This window comes from Mongoliibacter ruber, assembly GCF_003003005.1.
Classification (GTDB): Bacteria; Bacteroidota; Bacteroidia; order Cytophagales; family Cyclobacteriaceae; genus Mongoliibacter; species Mongoliibacter ruber.
This window is the reverse complement of the sequence record NZ_PVTR01000010.1, coordinates 85,604-106,189: the sequence shown is the minus strand read 5'-3', so window position 1 is coordinate 106,189 and position 20,586 is coordinate 85,604. Positions and strand designations below refer to the sequence as shown.

Sequence of the window (20,586 nt, the reverse complement as noted above, 5' to 3'; positions counted from 1 at the left end):
CCTCAGTGGGAATACTTTCAAAATGCGCTAGATAAAAGTATAGTTTGATATTCATTGATATTCATAGATATTATGGGATATTATATCCTAAGTAAAGCGCAGGCTTGGACTGATGAAGATATGGATGGATACTCGGATTTTTGATAGATATTTTTGAGGCATTCAAGTATTTTTAAATGAAATCAACTGTTAACTTCAAATCCTGCCTTCATAATATCCCAATATCAATCGAATATCCATTAGTATCCACTAAATATCTTATAATATCAGAATATCCAATTATACCCAATCCCTGCCAATACCCCAATAATGATAATGAGAGGAGAACTTAACCTACTAAACTGTAAGAGCAAATAGGTGCCAAATATGGCCAAAACATTGAAGAGGTTATTGTCTAATGGCTCAAACAATAGGTAAGCAGCTGCGATCAACATTCCACAACTCACTGCATTGATTCCTTCCAAAGCAGCCCTCACAGGTCTGTATTTTTTGAGTTGATCCCAAAACCTGATCACAAAAAATATCAAAAATGTACCGGGAAGGAATATTCCTGCCGCAGCAATAAATCCACCTGTCAACAAGCCTGGAATGCCATATTCACGCATAGACAATGCGCCTACGTAGGAACTAATACTGAAAGTAGGGCCAGGAATACCCTGAGCAATACCGTATCCAGTTAGAAACTCCTGGGAACTCAGGAATTTTTTGAATTCTACAAATTCAGTATAAAGGTAAGGCACCAATACCTGACCACCACCAAATATCAAAGAACCGTTTCGATAGAAATTTTCAAACAGCAAGACAGATTGGTTTTTGGTCAGTGCCCCAAGAACAGCAGCAGCGACCAAAACTCCTCCCCATAGGATAAAGTTAGACCATGAAACAATAAGTCTTTTGTCCCCTTCTTCCACCGGTTGGTCACGGAATTTCAAAGATGTGCTGATACCACCAACTACCAGTAAAAGTGGGAAAACATAAGGGGAATTATAGAAAAAAGAGATAAAAGCTGAGAACATCATCAGTACTGTTGCCTCCGGTGTTTTTACCATTTTAAAAATGGTTTTTTGTGCCGCATAGATGATAAAACCTATGGCCATCGGTTGGATAAACTTGGCAAAATTGAGTGCTCCCGGTGTGTTTTCCTGTAAAAAATCAATCAGGAATGCAGCCCCGATCATCAGCAAGGTAGCGGGAAGTATCCAAACAATAAGTGATAAGTAGGCTAGGTTAGGCCCTCCGATTCTATAGCCTATGGCTGAGATGGTTTGGGTGGAAGTGGGGCCTGGGAGAACCTGGCAGAGGGCGTTGAGTTCCCAGAGTTCCTCTTCGGTAATGTAGGCCCGCTTTCTCACCATGATATCCAATACCATGGCAAGAAAAGCCTGAGGGCCTCCAAATGCAGTCACAGCAAGAAGCAGTACGTCTTTGAGATAAATATAATATCGTACCCCTCTAACAGACACGGCCTATTTCTTCAATCCTAATTCGCGAAGTCGCTCATCAAGAAATTCTCCGGCTGTGGCATCTTCAAACTGCTTGGGGTTGTCTGCATCTATGCAGCTTTCCAAACAAGTCAGGTCCATTTCAGATCTTGGGTGCATAAAAAACGGAATTGAGTATCTACTCGTATGCATCATCTCACGTGGTGGATTGACAACCCTGTGAATAGTAGATTTCAATTTTTTATTGGTCAGTCTTTCAAGCATATCACCCACATTGACGACTAACTGATCGGGTAGGGCGGTAATTGGAATCCATTTGCCATCTCTTCTCAAAACCTGAAGTCCATCAGCTGAAGCACCCATCAAAAGGGTGATCAGATTGATATCTCCATGTTCTGCGGCTCTCACAGCATCAGCCGGAACTTCATCGGGATTCTCAATAGGGAAATAATGAATCTGTCTCAATATCGAATTACCATAAATCACCCTGCTTTCGAAATAATCTTCTTCTAGACCTAAGTGAATAGCAATGGCTTTGAGCATGTTTTTGCCGGCATTTTCCAAAGTGCGGTATATATCGAGGGCGATTTCCTCAAACTCAGAGATTTCTTCAGGCCAGATATTGGCAGGATATTCTGACTTGATAGGGTCAGTATCCGGAATGTCAGCCAATTCTTGACCCACATGATAAAACTCCTTTAAATCACCAGTGTTTCTGCCTTTTGCATGCTCTTTTCCTTTTCCGGTGTAGCCTCTCTGAAAACCTATTTCAGGCTTTTCATATTTACTCTTTACCTCGTCAGGAAGGGAAAAAAACTTTTTGATTACAGTATAAAGTTTATCCTGCAATTCTTTGCTAAGTCCATGGTTTTTGATGGCTACGAAACCAATATTTTGATAAGCATCTCCAAGCTTTTTTACAAAAGCAGCTTTCTTCTCTGCATCTCCGGAAATGAAGTCCGCCAAATCTAAGGAAGGAACCTCATCATATAAAATCTCTGTCATACTTTGGTTTATTTTACTTCGAAAGTTAAGCCATTTTCGGCTAAAATTAAATAATTTAGCCTTCTAGCTAGTAAATCGATGAAAAACTCCATATTCCATTTAGTACTTATTTCTGTCATATTTTCGTTTGCCTGTGAATCTTCAAGGGAAAAAAAGGAAGAAATGGTTATTCTTTCCGAACCCAATACAGACTCTGTAGCTGTAGAGCGGCCAGAGATTAGTTTTTACATATATGATGAGGAAAATGATTATCCTGATGCTGTTATTGAGATGTACTCTCCATTGGGAAACCAAAAGTTTAGACCGGGAAAAGTTCCTTTCGAATATAATATCAAAAACTATCCTTTTGAGTCTGGGATGGCGGGTTTTCAGTTGAAAATGATCCTCAACGCAGGAGATCCTGTTGGATACAACTCACCCATTTTTCAAAGAGAACTGAATGAAGGCACCTACAGGGCAGTGGCCTATTTGGTGGATGGTGAAGGCCTGGCTTTGAAAGAATTTGGGAATTTTGTCGATAGGGATTTCATGGTAGGTGATACCCGCCCCTTTCCTTATCAGGCAGAGCCTTACCTGGCTTTGAACCTTCCCGCCAACAACACTTTTTTTAAGGAGGACGAAGAAGTCACCATAGACTTTTTACTTGTAGGAGGAGATATAGACTTGGATAGGTTGAAAGTTCAAATCAGCTTGAATGAATTCAGGTATGAGATACAGGAAGTCACACCTGTAAGGGTGGCAAACCTACCAAAAGGCGAGTATTTGCTTACTTTGAATTTGGTAAGAAGAGATGGAAAAGAATTGGACGGGCCTTTCTCCAGTATTAAGAAGACGATTTTTGTGGAGTGAGCTAAAAAAAATACACCATGCTCAGTGTATCCTTTTTGTGGAAAGAATATCAGATCCACTCGGCTCCCTAAGAGCCATGCTTTTCTGAAAGTCCTCATTAGTGAAAAGACCTTCGGGATGTTTGGAAACCCCAAAGGTCAGGTGGCTGCCAACCTTTGAGGTCTTTTTCTGACCTCGAAGGTTTTTGTTTTTTTCACGCAACAAGTGCCAAGAGATTCGCAACGACCGCAACGAGGGTTATACTTTATATATGAAATTATTTTTTTCGCGGCGTTATCGTTGCGTCCTTTGCGAGAAACTATTACTTATTTCATTTTTAGACTTCAGGGGTTTTAGAAGTCAAGGGTAAAAGAAAATTGAAAAGGCTTGATAGAGTTTAATTTGTAAAGAAAAATTAAGCTTTTATTCTCAATTTTTACTAGGCTCTTGACTGGTGTGAATAACGTTTAAAATTGCCACATGATCATCTTGAACCTGAAAAACAATCCTATAACTCCATTTAAAAAATCTTCTTATGTTTCCTGGGTTGTTAGGGTAATATTCATCTAGTTGATATCTGTCAGGATTAAAAGCTAATTCTTTACTGGCACGAATTATTTCTTGTCTGACTTTATCAGCTGCACTTTTCGAATCCAACTTTATCCAGTCGTAATGGTCCTTTAGTGCTATTTTAGCCTTATTTGACCACATGACTTTATTATATTTTTTGGACCTCACCAATTTTCAGATTCCTTTTCAAAATCCTCAACTAAGGAGAAATCCCCTGCTTTTATTTGAGCAATTGCCTCGTCAATGGCATTTATATAATCCTTTATATTCATTGAAGCGTACTTAGACTTTGTGTCCTTCAACAGGATATATAAAGCTTCTAATTTATCTTTGTCATCGATGGAATCAATGGTCTGATGAAGTTTTAGTTTTAATTCTGCTACGCCCATAGCTAACCTATTTTTAAATGTTTTATCAGTAAATATAACGAAATAATTACCAGATCAAGTTGAAGGAAGGATTTGAATTTGATATTGAATTTCGGTGATTTTTTACCCTTAAGGTCGAGTGCTCTTAACCTTTGATACCGTACGTACGGTATCGAAGGCCTTTGTTTTTTTCACGCAGCGAGCGCCAAGAGATTCGCAGCGACCGCAACGAGGGTTATACTTTATATATGAAATTATTTTTTTTCGCTGCGTGCGCTGCGTTATCGTTGCGTCCTTTGCGTGAAACTTTTTTTCATCATTAAAGACCTTTAGGGGTTTTGGAAACCCCAAAGGTCAGGTGTACTTAACCTTTGAGGTCTTTTTTTGACCTCGAAGGTTTATTCGGTAGAGAAAGGCCTTCGAGGTTTTAAAAACCTCAAAGGTCTACCTTCACCCTATCCCCACTTTGAATTGTCTCTGAAGGATTTTTGAGGATGATGTCTCCAGGTTGAAGGTCACCAAAAATCTCGGTCTGTCCATTTTGAGAGATTCCTTTTCTGACAGAAACCCGATGGGCTTCTTCATTCACCACTTTGACTACAAAACGGTCCTCCATACTGGTCACCAATGCAGTGTTTGGTATCATCAAAGAGCCTTCTTTTTTATAACCTACTTTCGCTTGTGCAAAACTTCCGGCTTTCAGGTTACCGTCCTTGTTGGGTACATCGGCTTCCATGATTTCTGTTCTGCTGGCATTCTGAAGGCTACCGGATTGGCGGCTGACCATGGCCTTATAGTTTTTACCTGACTGTGAATTCAGCGTAAAAGATAGGCTGTCACTACCGAAGTCCAAACCTGAATAAGATTCTGGAACAGGGATTTCCAAGCGGAGTACATCATTCATTTCCAAACGGAACATGGGTTTGTCCCCAGTCTGGGCACTCACCAATGTTCCTGTATGCACATTTCGCTCTGTCACCACCCCATCAAAAGGTGCACGGATGGTCAGGTAGTTGGCCATCTGCTGTGCAGCCTGCAACTGATACCTGGCAGCTTCCAGGGCGGATTTGGCAGATGCTGCATTGGACTCTTCTTCTTTGAGTTGGTTTTCCATACGGAGCAAATCTGAGGCCGAGACAGTTCCAGGAGTTTGGGAGGTCTTTTGAATCCTATTGTACTGGTCCTTCATTGTGGAAAGCTTGGATTCGGCAGATTGGGCAAAGCCCTCTGCCTGCAGTACCTTGGCTTTGGCTGCGGAAAGTTCAGCCATGATTTCCGGAGCTTCGATCTGCACAATGACCTCTCCTTTTTTCACTTTTGAGCCACGGTCTACCTTTATGCTTTGCACATAACCGGTAATTTTGGGAAAGATGTCCACAGACTCAAAAGCCTTGAGTTCCCCGGGCAGACTGATACTTCCCTGAAGGTCGCTCTCTTGAAGGGTAAATGCTTCATAGACTTTTTCTTCCTTTACAGATTCCCTAGAATTTTCAGAGGAATTGCAGGAAAAAAGAACCAGCAGGAGCAGGGATAGGAATGGAATAGTATGTTTAGCCATTTGCTTCATAATGGGTGGAAGTTTCGTCATAAGGATCTAAGGATACGGGTGCTATGCTGGCATTCTTCAGCAAGCGGGAATATACGGAAGGCATTATCAAAAGGGTGGTGATGGTCGAAAACAAGAGTCCTCCGATCACTGCAATGCCCAAAGGTGCAGTCTGATCTCCGCCTATCGCCAAGGGAATCAGACCCACAATCATGGAAATACTGGTCATCAGAATCGGTCTCAGCCTGCTCTTTCCTGCGGCTTTGGCTGCCCTGAGGGCATCGCCATGCTTTTTTCTTTCTTCTTCCGCAAAAGTGGTAAAGAGTATGGCATTGGCTACAGAAACACCCAAAGCCATGATCAAGCCCATGTAGGATTGAATATTAAGTGTAGCACCAAAGATCAGCAGAAACAGCAGGGAACCAGAAGCCACAGCCGGAATCGTGGAAAGGGTCGACAATGCGGCCTTGAAGGATTGGAAGTTGGTTGCCAACATCAGGAAGATGACAAAAACCGCAATAATCAATCCTGTCTGCAATTCGGTAAGTGTTTCTTCCAAAAACTCCAATTGCCCCCTGACATGCACATTGAGTCCTCTTGGTTTTTCTCCCGCGGCTTTGATGGCACTCTCTATGTCTTTGCGAGCCGAACCGATGGTCTTGTCATGGAGGTTGGCGGTGACAGAAACCATTCTTTGTTGGTTGAGGCGAACCACTTCTCCTTGGGAAAGGCTTTGATTGATAGTTGCCACGTCGCCGAGTCGGTTATTGCTTTCTCCCACCCGGGGAAGAAAGATGTTTTCAAGGTCCTCTTTGGAGTTCATCGTGTATTGCGGGATTTCCACTTGCACCTGATAGGCATTTCCGGAGTTTTTGTCCAACCAATACACCGGTCGGGTAAAACGGCTGGAATTGGTGGCTGAAATCATGGACTTGCCCACATCATCTGCTGACAAACCCAATTGCCCGGCCTGTATGCGGTCTATGTTCACCTCTAAGGTTGGGTAGTCCAAGGGCTGGGCAATTTGCACATCCCGGAGATAAGAGATTTCCTGCAGGTTGGTCCTGATTTTTTCGGCAAAATCTCGGGTTTCTTTGATGTTATTGCCGGTAATGGCTACTTCCAAAGGATTATTTGCCCCCATAGACATGACCTGGTCTACAATGTCAGCAGGTTCAAAACTGATGCGCAGTTCGGGTATTTTTTCCAAAACCATCTTCCGGATGTCTTCTTTAAGCTGGACGATTTTGATACCGCTGTTCTCTTTCAGCTTTACAGTAAGGATAGCCTGTTGTGGTCCGGAGTTCCAAATGTAATTGGTGGATGCAGGGTAGGCAGAAGGAATAGTGCCCACATATCCCGAGCTGACTTCAATATTTTCTTTTCCAGTCAATGCTTCCAACTCCTTGTAAAAACGCTGGGTCAGTTTTTCAGTCTGTTCGATCCGGGTTCCTTCTTTGGCATTGATCCGCACCTGAAACTGTCCCGCATCTACCTGTGGAAAAATCTCTGTACCGATCAATAGGTACAAGCCAACCACAGAAAGCAAAGAAATCAAAGCATAAATGGCCACTGTCAATTTACTATGTTGCAGCAAGCGGCCCAAGCTGCTTTGGTACCTATCCTGCATTCGGTCAAATCTGCCTCCTTTTTGCTTTTCAGCCTGTTTATCCAAAGATTTTTTGTCCAAAAGCCAATTGGCCACCACTGGCACAAAGGATTGGGAAAGGATAAAGGAAGCAATCATGGCAAAACCCACCGCGAGGGAAAGGGGTATAAACATGGATCTTGGCACCCCTGACATAAAAAAAGAAGGTACAAATACAGCCAAGATGCTGAATACAATCAGCAATTTGGGGATCACGATCTCCCTTGTACCGTCAATGATGGCGCGGGGCAGGCTTTTTCCCATTTCCAAATGCCTGTGTATGTTTTCAATCGTCACTGTAGCCTCGTCGACCAAAACCCCAATGGATAGCGCCAATCCAACCAAAGTCATGATATTGAGTGTTTGCCCGGTGAGATTTAAGAAAACAATCGAAGACAATAGTGCTAGTGGAATGGTCATGACCACGACCAAGCCACTTCTCCAATCCCCCAAAAACACCAATACCATCAAACCGGTCAGGATTGAGGCGATCAAGCCTTCGGTCAGGATATTGCGCAAGGATTTGATCACATAACCCGATTGGTCAAAGGCATACTCCACTTTGATATCTTCGGGTACGGCATCACGCATAGCCGGAAGGGCATTTTTGATGTTTTTCACCACCGTCCAAGTAGAAGCGTCAGACCTTTTGGTCACAGGGATATATACCGATCGCTGACCGTTTACCAAAGCATATCCCGTGGCGATATCGGCACTGTTTTTTACCTCAGCCAGGTCTTTCAGGTAAACTGTTGGACCTCTTTGGTTATGAATGGGAATATTTTCCAGCTCTTTGAAGTTTTCCACCACAGTATTGGGTTTGACCAAATATTCTGTGTCGTCAATGCGTATACTTCCGGAAGGAACCAAACGGTTGCCATTGGCAATGGCCTCCACCACATTTTCCGTAGATAACCTGTAACTTCTGAGTTTTTCAGGGTCAATGTCCACGACGATACTCCTTTGATTACCACCTACAGGAGGGGGAGAGGAAACTCCTGGCAAGGAAGAAAACATGGGGCGGACACGGTTTACGGCCAAATCCTGGATTTCAGAAAGGCTCCTGCTATCGGAACTGAAGACCAACTGACCCACTGGCACATTGCCTGCATCATAGCGGACTACAAAAGGCGCAATGGTACCAGGAGGCATTTTTCCTCCTGCCCGATTGACCTGCGCCACCACCTGCGCCATGGATTCTGCCATGTCGGTGCCTTCGTGAAACTGCAGCTTGATCAGGGACATGCCCTGCACTGAGCGGGATTCCATGGAGGAAATGCCTGTAATATAAATGAAATGCTGTTCATAAACCGAACTCAGGTAACCTTCCATCTGCTCAGGAGACAGCCCTCCATAGGGTTGGGCTATGTAGATGGTAGGTACGCCGACTTTTGGAAAAATGTCGATGGGCATGCTGCGGATGGTGAGGAAAGCAAAAAAGCCAATAGCCAAAATCACTACCATAACTGATATGGGTTTTCGCAAGGATAATTTTATCAGGTCCATATCAATTCAGGTTTTGTAAGAAAAAATCCATATTTCCACTCACTGCTGCATAGTATAGCAGCGCTTTCCACATTTCTGCCATGACTTTGATGCTTTCGGCTTCGGCCTTGGCCAAGTCAGCTTGACCCTGTACCAATTCGTTCAGGTTGATCAAACCCGCATCGTACCTGGCCTGAAGGGCCTGATAACTGTATTCTGCCGCTTGCACATATTCCGGAGCCAGGATGGCAGCTTCCAAGGCCTTTTCCAAGGCAACTTTAGCGATCGTCCTGTCTTTTTTCAGAGATCTTTCCACCTGCATTTCATAAGCCTCAGCAGCAGAGATCAGGGAATTTTGCTTTTGAACCAACCTGGAGGTTCTGGCAAATTGCAAAATTGGAACAGCTACCTGAAAACCTACACCGTAGTTGTAACGGGAAAAAGAAAGCCCGTCTGTCGGTTCATTGAAGCCACCCTCGAAGAGTATCGCGGAACCTCTGGCAAAGGCAGTTCCCCACAGGTTGAGATCCGGCAAAAGAGATCGGTTGAGTTCTGTTTTTTTGGCTTCGGCCAATAAGGTTCTGCTTCTTGAACTTTGGAGGAGCGGATGGTTTTCCATGGGTTCTTCCACCTGGGGTAAGAATTGCCTCTTTAGCTTGGGATCAATACCGATTTCTTTTTGGTCTTCTCCCAAAAGCTCCCTAACCTGTGCCAAGAAGGATTCTGAGGATTTTTGGGCTTGCAGGGTTTCAATTTTTGAGCGGACAAAAAGGGAGCGAAACTGTGCTGAATCCACACCTGGACGCAGTCCATTGTCCACTAGGGTCTTGGATAATTCCAGATTGGTTTGGAAGCGTTCTTTATTTTTCTCAGCAGCCTGAGCCATGGAGGCCGCCGCCCAATAATTGAGATAGGCTTCGGTAAAACGAACCTGATGTTCCAAAATGGCGAGTGATTCCTGATGCTGGGCGAGTTCCTGTCCAAATTTGGCTGATTGGATTCTGCTTTCCCTTTTACCAAAAGTAAAAGGGCTCCAGTTCATCAGCAGGGATGCCGCGGATCCATAAGTGAAATCCATGGTGTTTTCTGCTACAGGAGGCCCTGAAATGGGCATGACCAAACCAGGAAGGAACATACCGGTAATGTTGTTGTTGGTCGAATAGACCATTTGGTAGGAGCCATCAAGGCTGGGCAAAAAGTCCGAGCGTTCGTAGCGGACTTGGCTTTGTGCAGCTTCTGTCTCCAGACGTTTGGCTTGCAGTTCAGGGTAGTTGGACGTACTGATTTCAATCAGTTCCTTCAATTGGCTTTGGGCTTGTGCATGGGAGACAAGCAGCAGCATTAGGAAGCCTGTTGCGGTTATTTTTAACATAGGTTGATGGATGAAAGACAAAATCATAATTCACCAATTACAAAAATACCTATTGTCTAATCAGGAATCGTGGTAAAAACGGGTGGGAAAATGGTAAATATGAAAGTGGGGGAGTCAAAGGTTTTTTGTTGGGAATAGCAGAAACAATAAAAGGTTTCTATACCGAAAAGACCTTCGAGGTTTTTGGAAACCTCAAAGGTCAGGGACTGCTAACCTTTGAGGTCTTTTTTTGACCTCGAAGGTTTTTTGATAGTAAAAGTATAAACAATAAAAGGCCTCTTCACTGGAAAGACCTTCGAGGTTTTTGGAAACCTCAAAGGTCAGGGGCTGCTAACCTTTGAGGTCTTTTTTTGACCTCGAAGGTTTTTTTATTGGGAGAAGTATAAACAATAAAAGGCCTCTTCACTGGAAAGACCTTCGAGGTTTTTGGAAACCTAAAAGGTCAGGGGCTGTTAACCTTTGAGGTCTTTTTTTTGACCTCGAAGGTTTTTTGTCGGTAAAAGTAGAAACAGTAAAAGGCATCTTTACTGGAAAGACCTTCGAGGTTTTGGAAACCTCAAAGGTCGGGGACTGTTAACCTTTGAGGTCTTTTTTGGACCTCGAAGGTTTTTTTGTTGGGAATAGCATAAACAATAATAGACTTCTCTACCGAAAAGACCTTCGAGATTTTGGAAACCTCAAAGGTCAGGGGCTGTTAACCTTTGAGGTCTTTTTTTTGACCTCGAAGGTCAAGCTCACAGATCTCCAAAATACCTTGACCTAAACTGATGTGGGGTCTCTCCTGTATGTTTTTTGAAGAACTTGACGAAGTAGGAGGCGTCGTTGAACTGCAATAAATCTGCGATTTGGTTGATGTTCTGATCGGTGTGGAGGATGTTCCTTTTGGCTTCCAAGATCAATTGGGCACTGAGATGCTTAGAAGCAGACTTTCCAGTTTTTTTCTTACAGGCTTGATTGAGGTTTTGAGGGGAAGTTTGTAACAATTCCGCATAATCCGCCACCTGGTGCCTGATCGGGTTTTGTTGGGATAACATACTAAGAAACTTGTCACAAAGTGGGTTTTCTTTGCCATTTGAAGGAGTCGAGCGTATTCGATTGGCTATTTTGGCAAACAGAACTCTCAAATATCCTTTGATCAGGTCGTCTGAGTTCAAGGGTTGTTCTTGGTATGCTTGCAAAATGTCTTCAAAAATCTGGCCTACCATTGGATCCTCCCAAACAGGTATTCTTGTCAGGTCTCCCATCTGCTGCATTTGTTGCAGGATTTTCATCTCTCTGACAGCATCAATAAACTCTTCCCTGAACATCATCACATAACCTTTTGGAATGGCGGTAAACTGCCAAAAATGCAATTGTCCGGGCTTAAGAAAATAGAAGTCTGGGGCTTTAATCTGGAAGTTTTCCGTCTCAATCCAATGAAAACCTTCCCCTTCTGCAATAAAAATCAATTCAAAGTAGCCCTCGTGTTTATGTGGCTTGGTCTTTTTAATCAAAGGCTTGAACCGGGAAATTTTGAAAGCCTGATGCTGATTCAGTTTATTTTTTGTGGTAATGGGATCTGCCTGTCTCATCATAAGACCACAATTTGGTCATTTTCCTCCTTATTTTATGTTGGCTTTTGAAGAATGGTTCGTTTGGATGATATAAATCGGGAATTAAAAAATGAACCCATTCCCAAATTTCATCCTGTTACCTTAATCATTGGCATTCAATCCTTAGATGAAATTCGAATCTCATCTATACCTTATCTCCAGTCTTTTTCATAGTTATCCAATCGTAAAGATCGAAAGGTTAAGGTTGAAAAAATGCACAAATACAAGTGTGAAAATGGTTAAACTTGCACAAGTATAAGTGCAACAAAGTATTATTTTGGCATACATATCTGTGTATAAATGGGGGATTTATTACTTAATTTTGAAAACCTCCTCAATAGAGTTTCTTTATTGTATAAGCCAAATATTAGAGTGTTGTTGAAATAATCCCAACTAATTCCTAAGGACATTTTTCATCCTGATCAAGATGATTGATCCAGAAATTAATGTCAGGACTCCTATGGTCAGGATAGAAAAATTTAGGCCCAAACGATCGGCTATGATTCCTGTAAGGATAGCCCCTATGGCATAGCCCATGTCTCGCCATAACCTGAAAATCCCCACTGCGCTAGCCCTATCCTTCGGGTGTGTGTTTTCGGCGACGCTGGCCAGAAAGGTAGGATATACCATGGCCGTACCCCAACCTAAAATGACCGATAAGCCAATATAACTCCAGAAGCTTTCTGCCCAGGGAAATGCCAAAAGGGTAAAACCTTGCAATGTCATACCTATAAACAAAAGGGATTTTTTGGAATAAAGGTCTGCCATTTTTCCTGTAAATAACTGACCAAATCCCCAAACGGCAGGGTATACAGCTGTTACAATTCCAATTGCTTCTAAAGTAAAACCCTTACTTGCTAACAACATTGGGAATACACCCCATGCCATACCGTCATTGAGGTTATTTACCAGACCAGCCTGTGTCACAGCTCCGAGGTTAGGGTTTCTCCAAGTACTGTCCCAAAAGACATGTTTGAGCCTTGGGATTTGACTTACGCAGTTTTCTGTTTCTACATGTTTGCGCGTATCTTTTATCAAAAAAATGGAACCTAGCAATCCTATGATTGCCATACCTATACCCAAATAAAAAGGATAAGGCCTCAAACCGTATTCCCCGGCAATATAGCCTGTCAAGAAAGCGACCAATGCGACAGCCAGATAGCCTGCAAACTCATTTAATCCCATGGCAAAGCCTCTTTGTTTTTCACCTACAAGGTCAATTTTCATCACCACTGTACTGCTCCAAGCCAAGCCTTGATTGATTCCAAGTAAAATGTTTGCAGCAACAATCCAGTCCCATGAGGGGGCATACATGAGGATAAAGGGAACAGGAAGACCAAATAGCCAACCGATAACCAGAAGATTTTTTCTTCCGATTTTATTTGCAAAAGTTCCTGCAAAATAGTTTGACAAGGCCTTCACGATACCAAAAACGATGATAAAGGATAGGATGGCAGATTTGGCTGCGATGTCAAACTCTACTTCTGCTATCTGAGGAAGTATGCTTCGTTCGAGGCCTACCATGCCTCCTACAAATGCATTGATGATCACAAGAAGGGTGAACTGCTTCCAGTTTTCTTTTAGGCCCAGTTTTACTTTTTCCATATCAATGACAAAAGTGAGGTTTTCCAGGATGGATTCCTTTTACAAATGTTAAAAAACAGCATTTGATAGCTAATGGGCTAAAAAGGTATTGTGAGTAAAAAATGAATTTTGTGATTGAAAGTGTGCTATAAATTGCTTCCTTGGAATTTTTGGAAAGTTGAAGAAACTTTTCAAAGTACTTATATAAGGCTTGGTAATCAGTTTCTTCGTTCATCCTTTATTTTTTGAGATTCATAAAAAATACTTAATATAGTTTTCTGACAGCAATAAACCTCTCTACTAAACAACAATTTTTTTAAATTTTCTCTAAAACAAAACACCTTGAAGAAATTTCTTCAAGGTGTTTTTATTCTTTAAAACCGATTACAGTTTGTTGCTTAGAGCAATAAATGATTATTGCTCTACTAATATTTTAAAAGCAGGATCATCCTCTGTATAATTCACGTTGATGATTTTCTCAGCTTTGTTCAGCAGTACCTTGCTGGAAGTATCTAAGTGTCGGATATAAACGGTTTTGCCCATTTTTTCATATCGCTCAGTTACCTTATGAATCGCATCTATACCTGAATGGTCAACGATTCTACTTTCTGCAAAATCAATCACTATTTCATCAGGATCATTGATAGGATCAAACTTCTGTCCAAACGTCATCGCAGAAGCGAAAAATAGAGGCCCAAATACTTCATAGTGTTTTACACCGTTTTCGTCAATTTTCTTACGTGTACGGATCATTTTGGCATTTTGCCAAGCAAATACCAAAGCTGAGATTATTACTCCAATCAAAACAGCCAGAGCTAAGTTATGCAAGAAGACTGTAACCAATGTAACAATGACCATTACCAATACATCATGGGAAGGTACTTTTCTGAAAACTTTAAGTGACGCCCATTCGAAAGTACCGATCGCTACCATAAACATCAGACCTACCAAAGCTGCCATTGGAATCATTTCAATATAGGTAGAAAGGAAAAGTATAAAGACCAAGAGGCCAAGTGCCGCTACAATGCCGGAAATCCTGTTTCTACCTCCGGCATTGACATTGATCAAGGATTGGCCGATCATGGCACAACCACCCATTCCACCAAAGAAACCCGTGGTCAGATTAGCCACACCTTGTGCGACACATTCTTTGTTGCCATGGCCTCTGGATTCTGTGATCTCGTCAATTAGGGTTAGTGTCAATAAACTTTCAATCAAACCAACTCCGGCCATGATAGCCGAGTAAGGCAAAATGATCATAAAAGTTTCCCAGTTCAAAGGAACTACAGGAAGGTGGAATTCCGGTAAGCTACCGCTGATAGAAGCCAAGTCACCTACTGTTCTGGTATTCAGCCCACCTAATATTACGATCAGCGAAACCGTAAGAATTGCAACTAAGGCCGAAGGAACAGCCGTGGTTAGTTTTGGTAAAAACTTAATTATGACCATGGTCAAAATAACCAACCCTATCATCAACATTAATGGAGTTCCTGTCATCCATTCGATTGCACCTGTTGGGGTTTCAAACTTGAACTGGTCAAATTGAGCCATTGCAATTACTATCGCCAAGCCATTGACAAAACCAAACATGACCGGGTGCGGTACCAATCGGATCAACTTTCCAAGTTTCAATACCCCAACCAAAATCTGGATCAAACCCATCAGCACTACTGCAGCAAAGAGGTATTCCACACCATGAGAGACTACCAAAGCCACTATCACCACGGCAATGGCACCGGTAGCGCCGGAAATCATTCCTGGCCTGCCACCAAGTATGGCAGTAATCAAACCAATGATGAAAGCCGTGTAAAGACCTACGAGTGGGCTAACTCCCGCAATCAAGGAAAATGCAACCGCTTCGGGGACCAAGGCCAAGGCTACAGTCAAGCCCGATAATACTTCGTCTTTCAGATTTGCCTGAGTAGGTTTAAACAGGCGATAAAACATCTGTGTCATATCTTACAATAAATTATGTATAAATACTGGATTTTGGGAATACTAAAAATGAGTGACTTTTTCCCGTAGTAAGTCACGTATATTCGGTTTTAAAAAAAGCTATTATTCAGGGTGGAGTGAGAGTCATCCGCTGGTTTTTTGTTTTTACAAGCTTCAAAATTAGCAATTTTATCCTCTAAAACAGAATTTAATTTTTTTATTACCCCGTTTTTTTCATTTCAATTTTATGGTTGGCTCACGTAATCGATTGTTTTAGAATTTAATAGGGTTTTGTAATTTCTGAAGATTTAATGAACAAGTCTGCTTGGATTTTTTCTTTAAAATAGAGGAGGGTTTTTTTAATTCTAGCCTTTTAATTTGGAGGATTCAAGAGCCAAGATGAAGGTATGAGGCAGAAAAGATAATATGATGATCCATTTTGATGAAATAAGGTATAACTGAAGATTCAAGGCGATTCAGATGCATTTGACTAACTTGCGGTTCAATCTCAAAACCTAGTTTTCGCTTTGAATTATATCCGATTTGTCAGGAACAACACCATCATGGTGATTTTCGGCATCATGATGACAGCCCTCTCCAGCTTTGGGCAGACTTTTTTGTTGGCCTTGTATGTTCCCTTTATCATGGAAGAATTTACCCTTTCCAACGGCTTGATCAGTACATTTTACGGGGTAGCTACCATAGCCAGTGCGGCCATGTTGCCAAAGGTAGGAAAGCTGATTGACACCGTTCCGATGCGGGTTTTTACCTTGGCCACTACTTTTTTGTTTACAGCGTCATTGCTGTTTTTCAGTTTTGCACAAGCTTGGTGGTATATTCCGATTGCCTTTTTTGGATTACGTTTGGCAGGTCAGGGCTTGTATTCACATATTTCCATTACCTCTATGTCCCGGTATTTTTCGGTCAATAGGGGAAAAGCCATTTCTATGGCCTCACTTGGGCACCCCATAGGTCAGGCAATATTACCTGCGATTATCCTGATAGTCATTGGACAGATTGGTTGGAGACAATCCCTATGGCTCAATGCTGGATTGGTCGCGGTCATTGTGACTTTATTTACCCTATTCGCTGTAAAAGATAAACACCTGTTGCCCGAGCCTGGAGGTGAAGACCTGGGTGGGGATAAATCCCAAACCCAAAAGAAAGTCCGGCAACGAGATATCATGAAATCCAAAGAATTTTGGTTGTTGGCACCAAATGTATTCTTTGTACCCTTTGCAATTACAGGCTTGTTTTTTTATCAATTCCCTATTGTGGAATTCAAAGGTTGGAATACAAGTATCATAGCCGGAGGGCTAAGTGCTTTTGCAGCGGCATCAGCATTTAGCATTTTGACAGCAGGTCCTTTGATAGACAAGTACAAAGCAAGGGCTTTCTTCCCTTTCTATTTGATACCTTACTTGATCGCATTATTTTGTGTTTGGCTGATCAGTCCATCTTGGGTCATGTACCCATATATGGTATTGATGGGTTTATCTACAGGGTTTGGGAGTGCGACTGTAGCGGCACTTCAAGTTGAGTTTTTTGGGCAAAAATACATAGGGACAGTCAGGTCTTTATTTACCAGCATGATGGTACTCAGTTCTGCAGTTGGACCTGCTTTATTTGGGATCATTTTGGATGCAGGTTGGGGCTTCGAGACAGTCTTTCCGGTTACTATTTTTCTGTTGATTTTGGTGATTTTGCAGTCCATGCGTTCTATTCCAAAATATTCACGAGCGAAGTGGAAGTTCAAATACAAAAGGATTAAAAAGAGTTTTGTTTGGAGATAATTGGGATTTTGCTCTCTTTTTCGAGAATAATTGGTGAATTGGATACACACATAAAAATGTAAGGGATATATTGCAGCGTGTGAAAAAGACATGTGGTGAGTTTCATGGATAAAAAAATAAAAGTAATCAGCCCCCGTACATATTTTTTAGGCGCTTTAAAAAATTAAATTATCCCATTTCAAAATTTACTATTTTGTTGTGAATGCATTAAAAATCCATAGTTTACCTGTAGTTGACTACTTGTGTCAATGACAAACTCAAATATCAAAAAGATTAAAAAATATGAAAGTATTACTCAGCGGATTTTCAGAGAAATTTCCGGATGATTGGAAAAAATTAGTAGAGAATAGAGAATATGTTTATCACGCTTTAGACGTCAAGCACAAAGGTGAAGCGATTACAGCTGTTCACTTGAAGCCTTTGATGGATATGGCAATCGAGGATGAAATTGACTTTATTATCTTTTCTGATCCAGAAAGTAATAAGATCATAATATCAGCTAGGAAAAAAAAGGGGGAGGGATTTATTTTCTTCAATCATCATCATATTTCAGCGATACTGACCAGTCTATGGGTGCAGGGAGAGTCTGAGAAACCTTTGAAATGCCTGAAGTCTATCTTTGTTTCTAACCTGGTAGAAGATATCTGCAATAGAAATGAGGTAAAATGTAGTAATTTTTATGATTTTCTTGAAAAACTTCCTGAAGCCATAAATAGCAGGTATCTCAAAAATGAGGATCGAATATATTTCGGCTTTGATAATGACCAAGGTATTGTCCATACAGGTCTGTCAACTGTAGATATCATGGGCCAATTGATACAGCTCGAAGAAACTCAGATTGAAAAAGAGGAGACAAGCTTCGATTACCTATTGACACTTTTTCAGTATTATGGCCTACATAAGACCAAAACCATATCGGTAGATTACAGTGACAAATCCCACAGGAAAAATTACCTGGGCCTTTTGGATAAAATCAAAAAACGTCCAACATCCATTGATTACATTTTGAAGATTGAAAAGATAATTGATTTCAAAAAAGGGGTAAAAAGGAATTTATTGACCGGCAAAAACACTGACATCAATTCATTGGATGTCGACCTTATGAAAATTCATACAGACCAGAACTTAAGTTTGTTGCTCCATGCAGAAGAGGACCGAATGGTTTTCTATATTTCTACCAAAGTAAGTCTTGGATCAAGGGATAATTATACAGCCACTAGTAAAGCCATTGATATGGAGATGTTCCGTATCGTTCAGGTATTGAACAAGCTATTGGTGAATATCTGATGAACCTATTTTAAAAAGATGAGTGCATGTAGATCATAATTGGAATCAGTTATTACATACTTACCGAAAACGAAACTTATCCACCTTCAGGATTAAGTTTCGTTTTTTTTGTTTAACATAAATGTCAGATGCAATGGCCTTGTTAAGAGAAGGGAATATTTGTAGATGGTTTGAAGATTCATAAAGACTTGACTAAATTGTATTTGATAATCATTTTTGTTGAGAACCATAAAAGAAATGACTAAAATCATACCCCTGATACCCGAACCGATCAAGCTGAAAATCACCTTGGAAAACATGCCTTTCAGCATCTACAGAAAGGTGTTGGTGCCTTCAAGCATCAATATGCTGCAACTGCATCAGGTCATTCAGGTAGCCATGGGCTGGGAAAACTGTCATTTATTCCAGTTTAATGATAAAAAGTTCAATGCAAGCATCAGTGTGGAACATGGAGCAGAAGATAATGATATGTTTGGAGGTTTTAGTTCTGAATCTTTTGAAGCCGAGGAATTGAGCCTTGAGGAATTTTTAACCCACACAGACGGCAAATCATTTTGGTATTGGTATGACTTCGGAGATGACTGGTGGCATAAGATCAGCATCCAAAAAGTGACTAAGAAGGATATGGCCAACTATAAAGCTAACCCACTGTGTACGGAGGCCATGGGTGCCTGTCCTCCCGAGGATATCGGTGGCCCATGGGGTTTTGCGGAATTTACAGAAGTCATCAATAATAAAAAAAATCCCCAATCCAAGGAAATGAGAGAATGGCTTGGAATGAAAGCTCGGGATAAATGGGATTTTGATGCTGTTGATATTGAAGAGATCAATGAAGACCTGGATTATATATGGAACGAATGGCCGCTTGAGGAAGGGGAAGATTGATTGTTAAAAACAAAAGAGCTGACATTTTCAATTTATTGTAACACTCTAGGCCAAATAAGATTGATATTACCCAGGCTTAGTTTGTTGATATATAAGAGACTTTTGGGATAGCTTATCAAAAATTGTAATTTGAAAAATAAACCAATTTGAAATATGCCGCTACTCCCTTCCAAATCCAGATTGGCCCATATTGTTTTCGAACATGATGACAAGGCTTCTAAAAACTTTGACCTGCTTATCCTGGTCCTGATTTTGGGCAGTCTGTTAGTGGTTATTTTAGATTCTGAACCTAGTTTTTACAGCAAATATCATCAGGAATTTTTGGCTATTGAATGGATCTTTACGGGATTGTTTACTATTGAATATGCTGTTAGGATATGGCTGAGCAACAAAAAATGGGGCTATATTTTTAGTTTTTATGGACTAGTTGACTTGTTGGCAATAATACCTACTTATCTGAGTTTGATATTTGTAGGGACTCAGTTTTTGGTGGTGGTCAGGGCTTTGAGATTGCTTAGGGTAGTCCGGATTTTGAAATTAGGCAGGTTTTTGAAAGAAGCAGAAGTCCTCAAATCAGCCCTATTGGCAAGTCGACAAAAAATACAGCTATTTATTGGCACGGTATTGACTATTGTTTTGATCGCTGGAACTATAATGTTTGTTGTAGAGGGTCCAGAAGGTGGTTTTACCAGTATTGGGATGTCCATGTATTGGGCCATTGTAACACTGACGACGGTAGGTTATGGTGATATTTCACCGATTACACCTTATGGCAAATTTTTGGCTTCTGTCATCATGCTCTTGGGGTATGCCATTATAGCTGTACCTACGGGAATTGTGACTTCAGAATTGACCATGGCCAATTCAAGAAGTATTAAAATTAAGAAGAAGAAAAAAATGTGTAAATCCTGTGACAGTGGCAACCAGAATCTGGACGCAATTTATTGTAATTATTGTGGGGAGAAATTCTAATCTTCCAAAGTCAAAAAGACCATCCTATGGCTCTCTGAATCTGTGTATAAATACAGCTTATTGTTGTCCAATTGGTAAACCTTGGCTGTTTCCAAATTATGTAAAAGACGTCCTTCAAATTCAAGCATTGGAAGTGTTAAAAGCTGGTCCAGGATGAGTTTTAGTGGCAGCAGTGTCAAATAAAACCATAGCGACGATTATGAAATTAGCCTGTTTCATAGAAATGGTATTTACAATAAATCTACAAAAAATAGTTGAATCCTAATTCGATTCA

16 protein-coding genes are annotated in these 20,586 nt (G+C 41.2%); 5 read left to right on the top strand and 11 right to left on the bottom strand.

Annotation, left to right across the window (positions count from 1 at the left end):
* Nucleotides 1-266: 266 nt before the first annotated feature.
* Nucleotides 267-1,463, bottom strand: coding sequence for a chromate efflux transporter (chrA, locus tag CLW00_RS16350; RefSeq protein ID WP_106134769.1), 1,197 nt, complete (start codon nt 1,461-1,463; stop codon nt 267-269).
* A gap of 3 nt (nt 1,464-1,466) precedes the next feature.
* Complete coding sequence (locus CLW00_RS16345; protein ID WP_106134768.1) at nt 1,467-2,447, bottom strand: isopenicillin N synthase family dioxygenase; 981 nt, start codon at nt 2,445-2,447, stop codon at nt 1,467-1,469.
* A gap of 78 nt (nt 2,448-2,525) precedes the next feature.
* Between CLW00_RS16345 and CLW00_RS16340 the strand changes: the two genes are divergently transcribed.
* Nucleotides 2,526-3,296 carry a hypothetical protein gene (locus CLW00_RS16340; protein ID WP_106134767.1) on the top strand — a complete coding sequence of 257 codons (771 nt, stop codon included), beginning with the start codon at nt 2,526-2,528 and terminating at the stop codon, nt 3,294-3,296.
* 408 nt (nt 3,297-3,704) lie between these two features.
* Here CLW00_RS16340 and CLW00_RS16330 read toward each other — a convergent pair whose 3' ends face one another.
* From CLW00_RS16330 to CLW00_RS16285, 8 genes are all read right to left on the bottom strand, one after another.
* Nucleotides 3,705-3,986: a type II toxin-antitoxin system RelE/ParE family toxin gene (locus tag CLW00_RS16330; RefSeq protein ID WP_245917328.1), complete on the bottom strand. Its 282-nt coding sequence runs from the start codon at nt 3,984-3,986 to the stop codon at nt 3,705-3,707.
* A gap of 23 nt (nt 3,987-4,009) precedes the next feature.
* On the bottom strand, nt 4,010-4,234 hold the full coding sequence (locus CLW00_RS16325; RefSeq protein WP_106134764.1) for a hypothetical protein: 225 nt from the start codon (nt 4,232-4,234) through the stop codon (nt 4,010-4,012).
* Nucleotides 4,235-4,649: 415 nt separating this feature from the next.
* Complete coding sequence (locus tag CLW00_RS16320) at nt 4,650-5,771, bottom strand: efflux RND transporter periplasmic adaptor subunit (RefSeq protein ID WP_211300210.1); 1,122 nt, start codon at nt 5,769-5,771, stop codon at nt 4,650-4,652.
* Nucleotides 5,764-8,913, bottom strand: a complete 3,150-nt coding sequence (locus CLW00_RS16315; protein ID WP_106134762.1) for an efflux RND transporter permease subunit — start codon at nt 8,911-8,913, stop codon at nt 5,764-5,766. Before CLW00_RS16315 ends, CLW00_RS16320 begins: the two co-directional genes overlap by 8 nt.
* Nucleotide 8,914: 1 nt before the next feature.
* Nucleotides 8,915-10,264, bottom strand: coding sequence for a TolC family protein (locus CLW00_RS16310; protein ID WP_106134838.1), 1,350 nt, complete (start codon nt 10,262-10,264; stop codon nt 8,915-8,917).
* Nucleotides 10,265-10,998: 734 nt separating this feature from the next.
* Entirely contained in the window at nt 10,999-11,838 is an 840-nt protein-coding gene (locus CLW00_RS16300) for a helix-turn-helix transcriptional regulator (protein ID WP_245917326.1), read from the bottom strand.
* 411 nt (nt 11,839-12,249) lie between these two features.
* The gene (locus CLW00_RS16295; protein ID WP_106134760.1) at nt 12,250-13,461 is read right to left on the bottom strand and encodes an MFS transporter; all 1,212 of its coding nucleotides are present in this window, start codon (nt 13,459-13,461) and stop codon (nt 12,250-12,252) included.
* 393 nt (nt 13,462-13,854) lie between these two features.
* Complete coding sequence (locus CLW00_RS16285; RefSeq protein WP_106134758.1) at nt 13,855-15,396, bottom strand: SulP family inorganic anion transporter; 1,542 nt, start codon at nt 15,394-15,396, stop codon at nt 13,855-13,857.
* Nucleotides 15,397-15,902: 506 nt separating this feature from the next.
* On the opposite strand from CLW00_RS16285, the gene CLW00_RS16280 reads away from it, so the two are divergent.
* From CLW00_RS16280 to CLW00_RS16265, 4 genes are all read left to right on the top strand, one after another.
* Nucleotides 15,903-17,168, top strand: coding sequence for an MFS transporter (locus tag CLW00_RS16280; RefSeq protein WP_245917324.1), 1,266 nt, complete (start codon nt 15,903-15,905; stop codon nt 17,166-17,168).
* A gap of 282 nt (nt 17,169-17,450) precedes the next feature.
* The gene (locus CLW00_RS16275; RefSeq protein WP_106134756.1) at nt 17,451-18,455 is read left to right on the top strand and encodes a hypothetical protein; all 1,005 of its coding nucleotides are present in this window, start codon (nt 17,451-17,453) and stop codon (nt 18,453-18,455) included.
* Between the two features lie 237 nt (nt 18,456-18,692).
* A complete protein-coding gene (locus tag CLW00_RS16270; protein WP_106134755.1) occupies nt 18,693-19,340 on the top strand; it encodes a plasmid pRiA4b ORF-3 family protein in 648 nt (215 codons plus the stop codon).
* Between the two features lie 153 nt (nt 19,341-19,493).
* Nucleotides 19,494-20,312, top strand: coding sequence for an ion transporter (locus CLW00_RS16265; RefSeq protein ID WP_106134754.1), 819 nt, complete (start codon nt 19,494-19,496; stop codon nt 20,310-20,312).
* On the opposite strand, the gene CLW00_RS21765 is transcribed toward CLW00_RS16265, so the two are convergent.
* On the bottom strand, nt 20,309-20,440 hold the full coding sequence (locus CLW00_RS21765; RefSeq protein ID WP_281257450.1) for a hypothetical protein: 132 nt from the start codon (nt 20,438-20,440) through the stop codon (nt 20,309-20,311). The two genes, CLW00_RS16265 and CLW00_RS21765, sit on opposite strands and share 4 nt — an antisense overlap.
* Between the last annotated feature and the right edge of the window lie 146 nt (nt 20,441-20,586).